The organism is Pseudoalteromonas sp. A3 (assembly GCF_025942345.1).
GTDB classification, from domain to species: domain Bacteria; phylum Pseudomonadota; class Gammaproteobacteria; order Enterobacterales; family Alteromonadaceae; genus Pseudoalteromonas; species Pseudoalteromonas atlantica.
Genome location: NZ_JAPCKL010000001.1, coordinates 262,400 through 275,138 on the forward strand (window position 1 = coordinate 262,400; position 12,739 = coordinate 275,138).

Annotated in this window: 12 protein-coding genes; 7 read left to right on the forward strand and 5 right to left on the reverse strand. The window is 40.8% G+C overall.

The window, feature by feature from the left end; translation table 11 throughout:
• Window positions 1-6: 6 nt before the first annotated feature.
• The 3 genes from ybfE to OIZ54_RS01190 all read right to left on the reverse strand — a co-directional run bounded on the left by ybfE (window position 7) and on the right by OIZ54_RS01190 (window position 1,372).
• The gene (gene ybfE / locus OIZ54_RS01180; RefSeq protein ID WP_004586673.1) at window positions 7-285 is read right to left on the reverse strand and encodes a LexA regulated protein; all 279 of its coding nucleotides are present in this window, start codon (window positions 283-285) and stop codon (window positions 7-9) included.
• 2 nt (window positions 286-287) lie between these two features.
• Window positions 288-509 (reverse strand): DUF2788 domain-containing protein, encoded by a 222-nt coding sequence (locus OIZ54_RS01185; protein WP_004586672.1) that lies wholly within the window; start codon window positions 507-509, stop codon window positions 288-290.
• A gap of 95 nt (window positions 510-604) precedes the next feature.
• Window positions 605-1,372 (reverse strand): alpha/beta fold hydrolase, encoded by a 768-nt coding sequence (locus OIZ54_RS01190; RefSeq protein ID WP_055253688.1) that lies wholly within the window; start codon window positions 1,370-1,372, stop codon window positions 605-607.
• 344 nt (window positions 1,373-1,716) lie between these two features.
• Between OIZ54_RS01190 and seqA the strand changes: the two genes are divergently transcribed.
• The 7 genes from seqA to OIZ54_RS01225 all read left to right on the forward strand — a co-directional run bounded on the left by seqA (window position 1,717) and on the right by OIZ54_RS01225 (window position 9,644).
• Window positions 1,717-2,292, forward strand: a complete 576-nt coding sequence (gene seqA, locus OIZ54_RS01195; protein ID WP_004586670.1) for a replication initiation negative regulator SeqA — start codon at window positions 1,717-1,719, stop codon at window positions 2,290-2,292.
• A 10-nt stretch (window positions 2,293-2,302) separates the two neighbouring features.
• Window positions 2,303-3,940 (forward strand): phosphoglucomutase (alpha-D-glucose-1,6-bisphosphate-dependent), encoded by a 1,638-nt coding sequence (gene pgm, locus OIZ54_RS01200; protein ID WP_264389456.1) that lies wholly within the window; start codon window positions 2,303-2,305, stop codon window positions 3,938-3,940.
• A gap of 79 nt (window positions 3,941-4,019) precedes the next feature.
• On the forward strand, window positions 4,020-5,072 hold the full coding sequence (gene astE, locus OIZ54_RS01205) for a succinylglutamate desuccinylase (protein WP_264389457.1): 1,053 nt from the start codon (window positions 4,020-4,022) through the stop codon (window positions 5,070-5,072).
• A gap of 265 nt (window positions 5,073-5,337) precedes the next feature.
• The gene (locus OIZ54_RS01210) at window positions 5,338-6,552 is read left to right on the forward strand and encodes a thiamine pyrophosphate-dependent dehydrogenase E1 component subunit alpha (protein WP_264389458.1); all 1,215 of its coding nucleotides are present in this window, start codon (window positions 5,338-5,340) and stop codon (window positions 6,550-6,552) included.
• A complete protein-coding gene (locus OIZ54_RS01215; protein ID WP_138685663.1) occupies window positions 6,552-7,529 on the forward strand; it encodes an alpha-ketoacid dehydrogenase subunit beta in 978 nt (325 codons plus the stop codon). The genes OIZ54_RS01210 and OIZ54_RS01215 overlap by 1 nt, the downstream gene beginning before the upstream one ends.
• Before the next feature lie 8 nt (window positions 7,530-7,537).
• Window positions 7,538-9,136, forward strand: a complete 1,599-nt coding sequence (locus OIZ54_RS01220) for a dihydrolipoyllysine-residue acetyltransferase (protein WP_264389459.1) — start codon at window positions 7,538-7,540, stop codon at window positions 9,134-9,136.
• Window positions 9,137-9,278: 142 nt separating this feature from the next.
• Window positions 9,279-9,644: a DUF805 domain-containing protein gene (locus OIZ54_RS01225; protein ID WP_054982556.1), complete on the forward strand. Its 366-nt coding sequence runs from the start codon at window positions 9,279-9,281 to the stop codon at window positions 9,642-9,644.
• A 68-nt stretch (window positions 9,645-9,712) separates the two neighbouring features.
• On the opposite strand, the gene OIZ54_RS01230 is transcribed toward OIZ54_RS01225, so the two are convergent.
• Window positions 9,713-10,882: a putative manganese transporter gene (locus OIZ54_RS01230; protein WP_264389460.1), complete on the reverse strand. Its 1,170-nt coding sequence runs from the start codon at window positions 10,880-10,882 to the stop codon at window positions 9,713-9,715.
• A 140-nt stretch (window positions 10,883-11,022) separates the two neighbouring features.
• Window positions 11,023-12,648 carry a M28 family metallopeptidase gene (locus OIZ54_RS01235; RefSeq protein WP_264389461.1) on the reverse strand — a complete coding sequence of 542 codons (1,626 nt, stop codon included), beginning with the start codon at window positions 12,646-12,648 and terminating at the stop codon, window positions 11,023-11,025.
• Window positions 12,649-12,739: the final 91 nt, after the last annotated feature.

The window sequence follows — 12,739 nt, forward strand, 5'->3', positions numbered from 1 at the left end:
AACCTTTTATCTATCAATAGCCAATCTTTCTTGTAAAATTGTTTCAATCAGCGCACTACGGCTAATATTTTGTGCATCTGCCATATCACTCAGTGCCTGATATAACTGTGATGAAACTTTAAATTCTACACGCTTTAAACCGCGTGCTTTATCTCGTTTTATTTGATTACGTTTATTAACCTTTAACTGCATATCCCTTGGTAAAGGGTTCGTTTTAGGCCTGCCTGGGCGCTTTTCGTATTCAAATAAATCGGGAGTTGTTCTATCTGTTTCTGACTTCGCCATGCCTAACCTACACCTGCACCTTGCCAAAAAACTTGTATAAGTCCTTTCGCAATAAAGCCAGAACACCCTAAAAAGAGGACGCCCCACACAATGTAGCGACCAAACTTAGGTACGTTACCACTATTAAGTACGTCTTTAATTGCCAGGCCGATGAATACAAAAATACCGGCTAAGCCAAAGTACAACCCTAGGGTATCAAATTCGTTAATAAACTGACTGACCATCAACGTATAACCTTTAAATTAAACGGCGCGTACTATAGCATATAAATATGCATTAATTTAGTACGGATAACCAAAAACACATGATTAAAATTGCATTAAAGCCCTGTTAAAAAGTCATTTATTGCTTTATTAACTGCAGCGGGTTTTTGTGCATGAAGCCAATGTCCTGCACCGTGTATAATTTTTGCTCGTGTATTTTTAAAGCGCTTTGTTATTTCATCGCGGTATTCTGGCAGTATGTAATCAGAATCGTTGCCTTTGATAAACAAAGTATCGCACAAACAAGAATTGTTTTCATTAACATTGGCGGTGATTGTCGAATATTTTTCATCAAGTACATCTAAATTAAATCGCCATTTGTACTGTCCATCGTCGTTTTTAGCTAAGCTTTTTAGTAAAAACTGCCTAACACCTAGCTCATTAATGTACTCGCTCATAATAGCATCGGCTTGTTTTCTATCAGTAACCTGGCTAGTTGCCACTTTTTTTAGTGCATTAATAATTTGTGTGTGGCGGGCAGGGTAACTCACAGGGGCAATATCAAGTACCACCAGCTTATTTACTTTTTGGCTATGCATTAGCGCCACTTCCATCGCCACTTTACCGCCCATTGAATGGCCAATCAGGTGCGCATTGTTAATATTTAACGCGTTCATTAGCTCAACAATATCTGCGGCCATTGCAGGGTAGTTCATTTCATTACTGTGCGGTGAAGCGCCATGGTTACGCAAATCTACATTCGTTACCCTAAAGTGCTCGCTCAATGGTTTTGCAATAACATTTAGGTTTTCTAAAGAGCCAAATAAACCATGGATGATCACAACATCCGGACCTTCACCGTATTGTTTATAGTTTAATAGCATGACCGCCTCCTAAAATTTTGGCTTAGTTTGCCGAGCATTGCCCTAAAAAGCAAAAGATATAACGGTTAACTGCTCTGCACGCGCCTTTTATGGGGTAACACCGTTTATTTTTACGCCAGTTGTGGGCTATTTGGTGTTACCAGCCTAATGGAGATAAAAATATGGGTAGTACTTTTAAAAGCTGTTAATTACTACATTGGGTTTATAAGCAAATAATCAACACACCTTTATTAGCGTGTTTATAGGATATGTTTGTGCGAGTGCTTGTTGTAACTCGCATTTATATTTGGTTTGGGTATAATCACGGGGAAAGAAAAAATGTGGCCCGTAATGACAGGAACAACATGAAACAAATCGACATAGACGACGAGTTATATCAGTATATTGCTAGCAATACACAAAGTATTGGTGAAAGCGCATCCACTATTTTACGTCGTTTATTAAATCTAAACGGTGATGACAACACTCCCGTTGCTAAGAACAATCAAAACAATCAAACAGCTACTCAAGCCCCAATTGACGACACGCCAGCTACTAACGACAGCCAAGAGCAAGAGGTTGTCACACCCGTGAAGCAAACAAACGCTAATGTATTTAATATTCTAAATAAAGAAGAACTAGCAATGCAAAAAGGGGTGGTAGGCAGGTTTTTATTTATTTTAAGTGCTTTTTATAGAACGCATAAAAAAGAGTTTAGTGCTGTGCTTGATATAAAAGGGCGCGACCGCGTTTACTTTGCAACCAGCAAAGAAGACTTAGTTAATAGCGGCAGTAGTATGAACCCTAAAAACATTACCGACAGTGAGTACTGGGTAATGACAAATTCAAACACGACACGTAAAAAAATGATGCTACACGAGGTTGCGCTGTGCTTAGGTTATTCAGCAGAGCAAGCAGAAGAAATTCGCGATTACTTGTAAGGAAATAAACATGGCTATTCATTCAGGTGCTGGGAAAACTGCGCCACATTCAACTTTAGTTAACGTACCAAAACTGGTATCGGCTTATTACTTAAATGAGCCAGACTTAGAGCAAAACCCAGAGCATTGTGTTGCTTTTGGTACGTCGGGTCACCGTGGTTGCTCTTACGATGTTAAGTTTAACGAATCTCATATTTTAGCCATTACACAAGCTATTTGTGACTACAGAAAGCAAAACGACATTTTTGGTCCGCTTTTTTTAGGTAAAGATACGCATGCATTAAGTGAAGCTGCTTTTAACTCTGCCATAGAAGTATTAGTAGCTAATGAGGTGCAAGTAATTACCCAGCAAAATCACGATTACACGCCAACCCCTGTCATTAGCCATGCTATTGTTTGCCATAACAAATTAAATCCTAACGAATTAGCCGACGGTATTGTGGTAACGCCTTCACATAACCCGCCAGAAGACGGTGGCTTTAAATACAATCCACCTAACGGCGGCCCAGCAGATACCGACGTAACTAAATGGATTGAAGACAGAGCAAATCAATTACTATTAGAAGATTTAGTAGAAGTTGAGCTGTTTCCATTTGCTAAAGCATCGCGTTCAGGGTTTATTAAATACGAAGACCTAATGACGCCATACATTAACGACTTAGAAAGTATCGTTAATTTAAAAGCCGTTAGCGATGCGGGTATTAAAGTAGGTATTGACCCGCTAGGTGGCTCTGGTATTAACTTTTGGCCATTAATAGCGCAAAAATATAATTTAGATTTAACCGTAGTAAACGACAGTGTTGATCCGCGTTTTGCATTTATGCCACTTGATAAAGATGGCAAAATTCGTATGGATTGTTCATCACCTTACTCAATGGCTAATTTAATTAAATTAAAAGACGACTTTGATATTGCTATTGGCAACGACCCAGATTACGACCGCCATGGCATTGTTACCCCAGATGGGTTAATGAATCCTAATCACTTTTTAGCGGTAGCGATTGATTATTTATTAAAACACCGCGACTGGGACAGCAGTGTAGAAATTGGCAAAACGCTGGTTTCTAGCTCAATGATTGACCGCGTAGTAGCTCGTAATGAGCGTAAAGTTAAAGAAGTGCCGGTAGGCTTTAAGTGGTTTGTCGATGGCTTAAACAAAGGCAAGCTTGCCTTTGGTGGCGAAGAAAGTGCGGGTGCTGCGTTTTTACGATTTGATGGCAGCGTATGGTGTACCGACAAAGACGGTTTTATTATGGGGTTACTTGCAGCTGAAATACTCGCAGTAACGGGTAAAACACCATCAGCGCTTTATAAAGAGCTAGAGCAAGAATTTGGCTCTCCACTATATAAGCGTTTAGATGCCCCTGCTAGCAGTGCGCAGAAGTCACGTTTAAAAGCACTTAGTGCAAGCGATGTTAAAGCCGATACATTAGCTGGCGAACCTATTTTACAAAAATTGACTCATGCCCCTGGCAATGATGCGGCCATTGGCGGCTTAAAAGTAGTGACTGAAAACGGCTGGTTTGCAGCGCGTCCTTCTGGTACTGAAGATATTTATAAAATTTATCTTGAGTCTTTCAAAGGTGAAGAGCATTTAGCACTACTAGAAAAAGAAGCGAAGCAATTAGTTGATTCTGTGATCAGCTAACACGGCTTACACTATTTAAAAACGGCTGATTTATTCAGCCGTTTTTGTTTGTATCTCTCACACTATAAAAGGGCTTATCATGTTAGCCAAACCAGATTATTTAAATGAACTAATAAATAGCGGCGACTTTTTAACACTCAGTCGCGACAATGAATGGCATTTAGAGGCAAGTGAATTCACGCTAGTACATGGCACGCGCGTAACTGTTCACGATACAGGTGTTATTGAATTTCAACCTCAGGGTACAACAACAAAAGATGTTGTGCTTTCAAGCGCTGTACACGGTAACGAAACCGCACCTATAGAAATATGTGACGAGCTAATAAAAACCATAATAAAAGGTGAGCTTGCATTAAATCAGCGTGTGCTCTTTATATTTGGTAATCCAAAATCAATAAATATTGGCCTGCGTTTTGTAGAAGAAAACCTAAACCGTTTGTTTAACGGCCACCACACTGTTGAAGGTGTGCCAATGAACGATGAGCGCAAACGCGCAGCAAAACTAGAAGAGTATGTAACTGACTTTTTTACACGAGGTGAGCAAGGCAGTGCACGTTATCATTATGATTTACATACTGCTATACGTGGCTCAAAAAATGAAAAATTCGCTGTGTATCCTTATCTTCATGGTAAACCATGGAAAAAATCACAGTTACAATTTTTACTTAGCTGCGGTGTAAATACCGTATTAATGATGAAATCACCGGCAACCACATTCAGTTACTATTCTTCGTTTGTTCATGGCGCTGATTCATTTACCGTTGAACTGGGTCAAGTTAAACCGTTTGGTGAAAACGACATGGCTCGCTTTGCAAAAACCAAGCAAACGCTAACTGCATTAATTAGCCAAAAAGAAGTCCAATACCCTCAATTTAATGCAAGTGATTTTGAGCTGTTTGCCGTGCATCGCACAATTAATAGAACGCAGCAGGACTTTAGCTTTCCGTTTTCTGATGATGCAGAAAATTTCACAGGGTTTGCTAAAGGTGAGTTGCTAGCAACAGACGGCGATACCCCTTATTATGCCGATGTGGAAGGGGAAGCTATTATTTTTCCAAATGCGCACGTTGCGCTTGGGCAAAGGGCATTGCTTACCGTTATTCCTATGCAAGTAGATAGTAATTTCGTCTAATAAAACTCATCAGACCACTTACCTTAAATATTTAACTGTATGTTTTTATTAGTTTAATAAATGCGTACAGTTAACTTTCCATCTTTTTAATCGTATTTTACTTTTGTTTCGTCTTACACTTGTTGAATAACATCTTACGTTAACGTAAGGTGGTGGCAGCTTTAATTAAATACAGCGCAGATGCTGCAAAGTTTATTCGCAAGCCTCACCCATAATAAAAACTTAAAAGGGGTGCTGTATCACAGACAACAAGAGAAGGTAGGTTATGAGTAATCCAAATAACGTATCGCTGAATATTAACCACGACCTCGAGTTTATAGACGGTCATGCGCTAACTATTCCAACCCTTAGTATTTTAACTGAGGACGGCGACATTCATCCTAGTGCTACCGCACCGACTATTTCTAAACACACAGCGATTAAACTATACGAAACAATGCGTTTTATTCGCCTACTCGATGAGCGGATGCAAGGGGCGCAGCGCCAAGGCCGCGTAAGCTTTTATATGCAATGTTTAGGTGAAGAAGCCGCTGTTACAGCCTCTGCTGCCGCACTTGATCAAGATGACATGATTATGGCGCAATACCGCGAGCAAGCCGCTTTGCATTACCGCGGATTTACGCTTGACCAATTTATGAATCAAATGTTTTCTAATGAATTAGATTTAGGAAAAGGCCGCCAAATGCCGATTCATTATGGTTCAAAAGAATTAAATTATATGACCATATCATCGCCCCTCGGTACGCAAATTCCTCAAGCTACAGGGTATGCCTACGGGCAAAAAGTAAAACACATTGACGCAAAAACCGGCGAACTTGCAAGCACCATAGATAATGTGACTATTTGTTACTTTGGTGAGGGCGCAGCATCTGAAGGTGACTTTCATGCGGGTTTAAATATGGCTGCGGTACACAAAGCCCCTGTTATATTTTTTGCACGTAATAACGGGTATGCAATATCAACACCTGCAGATGAGCAATTTAAAGGCGATGGTATAGCATCGCGAGGCGTAGGGTATGGCATTAAAACCATACGAGTTGATGGCTCAGATGCATTAGCCGTGTTTGCAGCAACACAAAAGGCCCGCGAAATTGCAGCAACGCAGGGCGAGCCGGTATTAATTGAATCAATAGCGTACAGATTAGGTGCTCACTCAACCTCAGATGATCCAAGTGGTTATCGCTCAAAAGATGAAGAGGCCACGCATAAAGTTTGCCCAATTGATAAATTTAAAAAATGGTTGATCAAACAAGAGTGGTTAAACGAAGAGGACGATGCTAAAGCGAAAGACACTATTCGTGAAGATATTTTAGCCGCCCTTAAACGTGCTGAAAAAGTGCAAAAGCCAGCGCTTGAAGAGCTAATATCAGATGTTTACGATATGCCGATTCCTTCACTTGAGCGCCAATATAACGATTTAAAAGCACATATAAAGCAGCACCCAGATGCGTACCCAATCACAGCAGGGAGAATTAAGTAATGGCTAAAATGAACATGCTACACGCAATTAATTCTGCACTCGATATCACCATGAATGAGCACCCTCAGGCGTGTATTTTTGGTGAAGATGTTGGCTATTTTGGTGGTGTTTTTAGAGCGACCTCAGGTTTGCAAGAAAAGTACGGTAAACACCGCGTATTTAACACACCGCTTACAGAGCAAGGTATTTTAGGTTTTGCCAATGGCTTAGCCGCGTTTGGCGCGCCTGCACTTGCTGAAATACAATTTGCTGATTATATTTTTCCGGCATTTGACCAAATAGTTAATGAGTCTGCCAAGTTTAGATACCGCAGTGGTAATGAATTTAACGTGGGCAATTTAACGATTCGCACCCCGTATGGTGGCGGTATTGCGGGGGGCTTATATCACTCACAATCGCCAGAGGCATATTTTGCCCATACGCCAGGGTTAAAAATAGTGGTACCGCGTAACCCGTACCAAGCAAAAGGGTTACTACGAGCAAGTATTAAAGACGATAACCCCGTTATTTTCTTCGAGCCTAAACGTTTATACCGCGCTTCTACCGGCGAAGTACCAGAGGATGATTACACCATTGAGCTGGGTAAAGCAGAAGTAGTACAAGAAGGTACAGATATCACTGTACTTGCGTGGGGCGCGCAAATGGAGATTGTTGAAAACGCAGCAAAACAAGCCAATGAACAAGGCATTAGTTGTGAGGTGATTGACCTTAGAAGCATATTACCTTGGGATGTTGAGACAATTGCTAAGTCGGTCACTAAAACAGGACGTTTAGTGATAAGCCACGAAGCGCCTATTACCAATGGCTTTGGTGCCGAAATTGCGGCGACTATTCAGCAAGAGTGCTTTTTACACCTTGAGTCACCTATTATGCGAGTATGTGGGTTAGATACACCTTACCCATTAGCACTTGAAAAAGAATATGTGCCTGATGCGCTAAAAGTAATGGCCGCAATTAAACAATCAATGGATTTTTAGGGGATACCATGGCTAAAGATTTTATATTACCCGATATTGGTGAAGGCATTGTTGAGTGCGAAGTGGTTGAATGGCTAATACAAGAGGGTGACACAGTAAAAGAAGATCAACCCATTTGTGACGTGATGACTGATAAAGCCCTGGTGCAAATTCCGGCTGTGCACGATGGCGTAATCACTAAATTGTATTATCAAAAAGGAGAGATAGCCCAGGTACATGCACCCTTGTTTGCTATGAATGTAGCCGATGAGCAAAACCAAAGCGATGAAACACACACAGAACAAGTGCAAAATACACAAAGCGATAACGCATCGTCAGAGCATTTAGAAGATTTTATTCTTCCAGATATTGGTGAGGGGATTGTTGAGTGTGAAATTGTTGATTGGCTAGTGGCCGAGGGCGATGAAATACAAGAAGATCAGGCTGTGTGTGATGTAATGACCGACAAAGCGCTGGTACAAATTCCGGCTAAATACACAGGTACAGTGCAAAAGCTTTACTATCAAAAAGGTGAAATTGCTCAGGTACATAGCCCGTTATTTCAAATGAGCATAGCCGGCAGTACAGCTAAACCCAATGTAGATGTAAACGACGCCGTTGTAAAAGCACAAAGTAAAGCGGCAGATAAATCTGTAGCAACGCAGCAAACAACAGCAAATAAAGTTGTTAATAAAAAAGCGGTTGCCTCTCCAGCTGTAAGGCGCAAAGCGCGAGAGCTTGATGTTGATTTAACGTGCGTACCGGGCAGCGGTAAAAATGGCCGCATTTATAAACAAGACATAGAAGAATTTATTAAAGGTGAGGTACCTAACACAATAGATACATCACCACTTAGCAGTGCTACTACTAAAAACAGCGTTACTCAAAATAAAGAGCCACAATCGCCACAAACACAAAACGGTGGTATGCGAGCAGAGCCAATTAAAGGCATTAAAGCGGCTATGGCAAAGCAAATGATGGCCTCGGTCTCTACAATCCCTCACTTTACCTTTAGTGACGAGATAGATTTAACGCAATTAATTGCCCTGCGAGCGAGTTTAAAAGAGCAGTATAAAGCGCAAGGTGTAAAGCTCACTATGATGCCATTTTTTATCAAAGCGTTATCGCTTGCGATGAAAGAGTACCCAGTGCTTAATTCTAAAGTAAATGATGATTGCACTGAGCTTACCTACTTTGACGATCATAATATTGGGGTAGCAGTGGATTCAAAAGTGGGTTTGCTAGTGCCTAATATTAAATCGTGCCAATCTAAGAGTATTGTTGAAGTTGCAAACAGTTTAACAAGCTTAACTGATGCAGCACGCGAGGGGCGCGTAGCACCAGATGACTTAAAAGGGGGCACCATTAGCATTTCAAATATTGGGTCAATTGGCGGCACTATTGCGACCCCGATTATTAATAAGCCAGAAGTTGCTATTGTAGCATTAGGGAAGTTACAACACTTACCGCGCTTTGATGAAAGCGGCCAAGTTGTTAGCAAAGCTATTATGCAAGTGAGTTGGTCAGGCGATCACCGTGTTATTGATGGCGGTACAATTGCTCGCTTTAATAATTTGTGGAAATCGTATTTAGAAAACCCATCGGCGATGATGATGGCAATGAGTTAAAAATTAAACTGACAAAAAAACCAGCAATTTGCTGGTTTTTTGTTTTAAAGCGCGGTGTTTTTAATTAAGATACAAGTGTTACTAAAAAGTAATAAAAATTAAACCCATTAGGGAATATAAAAACTAACACTAAGGAATTGTAATGGAACATTATATGAACGCGCTGCGTAGCTACGCAGATTTTTCAGGACGTAATCGCCGTAAAGCATTTTGGATGTTTTACTTAATAAATTTATTAATCAGCATAGTACTAGGTGTTGTTGATGAGCTTATGGGTGTAGCTGTAATTGGTACTATCTATAGCTTGGCACTGTTAATTCCTCAATTGAGCGCTGGCGCACGCCGTTTACACGATACTGGCCGCTCTGGCTGGTGGCAGCTACTTTGGTTAGTGCCAATCATTGGCTGGATTGTTATAATTGTATTCCTTGCGCAAGACTCACATGAAGGTGAGAACGATTATGGCCCAAATCCAAAAGAGTTAGCGGCTGAACCTGTTTCTGTATAAATAATACGCTAACATTAAAAAAGCTCAGCAATTGCTGAGCTTTTTTGTACTTATGATTTTTTAAACTGTTAACTTAAAAAGTAAAGCCCGTAACCAACAACTAAAGCAGGTATAGAGGTATACAAGGTAGCAATTACAGCCGCTTTTGGCGCCATTGCAATGGCAGGAAACAACGCATCGCCATCATTTGAAATCGCATTGGCAGCTAATGCACTAAAAGGAATAATGCCCTGTATATAAAGCGTGGTTACAATTATTTGTGGCCCACAGCCAGGTAAAAAACCAATGACGACTGCAATTAACGGTGCTAAATAGGCGTAGTGCATAAACCAGGTTTTTAAATCAAGCCCTACCACACTGACTAATATTTCAAACAGCATGAACGAAGCCACCACCCATGCAGTTACAAAATGGGTATCTTGTAATACTTTTATAAGCTTAGAAGGCGGATTACATTCATCGTCTTCTGAGGTAATTTCTTTATAGGTTTCACCTTTAGAAGAGTAGGCCCATATAACAACCGTAAACAGTGCCATTGCTGCACCAAATAAGCTAATACCGGTGCTGGTATATTGACCAAATTGGTTAAAGTCCACATTAAATGCAATTAAAAACGCAATGATTAAACTTGGAATAATGGCAAACATCCACACAGATTTGCTAATTCTTATTATTTTAGTGGGCAAAACTTTTACTTGGTGTTTTTGCTCTTGTGCGCTGGGACGTAAAAAATCAGGTTTGTGAATTGCATTAACTATTAATCCACACAGCGTGCCTACCACTAAACCTATAGCCATTATTGTTAAGCCTTCAGTAGGGCGCGTAGCAAGCAGTAAAAAAGCAGCATCGCCCATTGTGGCGGTAAGTACAGCAACAATAGCCCCAAAGCTTGCTTGGCCTTTAGTGTATTGAGTAACCACAATAATTGCACCACCACAGCCGGGTAAAGCGCCAAGAACGGATGCAAACAGCACTTCAAGCGACTTAGATTTAGCGCTTAAGTAGCTCATTTCTAATTGAGGGATATGTTCTATTGCGTAGTAGTAAATAAGTAACGTAGCCGCTACAAATACACTAACCTGAAAAAACGCATCACTGAGAGCATTAATGGTTATTTCGCGAAGACTAGGAACAGCTAAACATACCAATAAAAAAAGTGGTAGGAGTAAGCGTTTATTTTGGTTAACAAACCGTTTGGAAGCTGGCGTAATAAATCCTATTTGAGAGAGTAAAATCATAAGTGTGCCCCAGTTTTATTTTAACTAGGACACACTGTATATACTTTGCAAATGATAATCAATATCATTTACATCTATTTAAATCGATAGCTCAGTTTGAGTTTTTCGATGGTAAATAACCTACGCTCAGGCGAAATACGTTATTTGCGTTGAAACTCTGAGTTTTCGTACCATACAGGCCATTGTGCTTGCTCAGAAATATCAAAGCCTACTTTATAAAATAATTGTAGGTCTTGCACCGCACCCGATAAATCCCACTCATCGCGGTATCTGTCACAGGGTTGATGGTAACAACCACGTAGCACTAAGCTCATACGTTTACGGTAATTTGCTGTATCCTCATCAGCGGCAACAGTACCGCCGCCTGCATACATAGCCGGAATACCCATGTTTGCAAATGCAAAGTGATCAGAGCGGTAATAACCACCTGAAGATGGTTTAGGGTCGCCCGCTATTGTTCTACCTTGCTCTTTTGCTGCTTTGGCTAGTAGGTCGTCCATTTGCGACTTACCTAAACCTACTACGTTCATGTCTTTTACTTTACCTAATAAGTTTAGGCTATCCATGTTTATATTAGCGACTGTTTTATCAGCAGCAATAACCGGGTTAGCAGCGTAGTATTTAGATCCAAGTAAGCCTTGCTCTTCAGCCGTAACAGCTAAAAATGTCATTGAGCGAGTAGGGTGCTTTGGCAGCTTAGTAAATGCCTCTGCAACCTCAATTAGCCCAGCAGTGCCTGTGGCGTTATCGTGTGCCCCATTATAAATTTGGTCGCCCTTACGGGTTGTATCTGTACCTAGGTGATCCCAATGCGCTGAATAAATAACATGTTCATCCGCTTTTTCGCTACCCGGCAACGTGGCAATAAAGTTATACGACACCGATTTTTTAATTGTATTTTTAACATTAACCGATGCAGTTAAATCGCCCATGTCGACGTTATACGCACCTTTAGCTGCATTGGCTTTTGCAGTCTCAAAATCAAGACCCGCTTTAGCAAATAACTCTTTTGCTACATCAGTGGTCACCCAGCCTTCAACCGCAACGCGGTCCATATTGTTGTTCTCTTTTTGAAAACCAAACTGCTCACCGCTCCATGAATTTTCAACCACTGACCACGGGTATGATGCAGGGGCTGTTTCGTGAATGATGATAGCACCGGCTGCACCTTGACGACTCGCTTCTTCATATTTATAAGTCCAACGGCCATAGTAGGTCATTGCATCGCCGGTAAATAACGCAGGATCTTTTGTAGCAAAACCCGGATCGTTAACAAGCATAACAACAGTTTTGCCTTCTACGTCTAGGCCTTCGTAATCGTTCCAGTTATATTCTGGGGCATTTACACCGTAACCTACGAATACAAGCTCTGAATTTTCAATCCCTTCTTGTGCGCTAATGCGGCTACTGCCCATAACCATGTCTTTTTTGTATTGATAATCTTTGCCACCAATACTTAATACCATATTTGAATCAGCTTCTAATGAAACAAGCGGCACTTCTTGTAAAAAGCTATCACCATTACCGGGTTCAAACCCTAATGCTTTGAATTGAGTGGTCAGATAATCAAGCGTTAACTTTTCACCTTCAGATGAAGGCGCTCTACCGCCAAATTCATCAGAGGCAAGCACTTTAATGTGCGCTGCAAGTTCATCTGCTTTAATACTGTTGTAACCATTTGTTACATCGGTAGGTGTAATACTTGTTGTTGTACAGCCAGCTAACACAGCGCCAGCAATCAGTGTGAGAGAGAAATATCGTTTCATAGTAGCTCTATTCTTGTTCTAAGATGTGATTAGTATATTAACTTCTATTAATTAGAACCAGTTTTTGCGGTAAACTGCCCGCAAATTAACA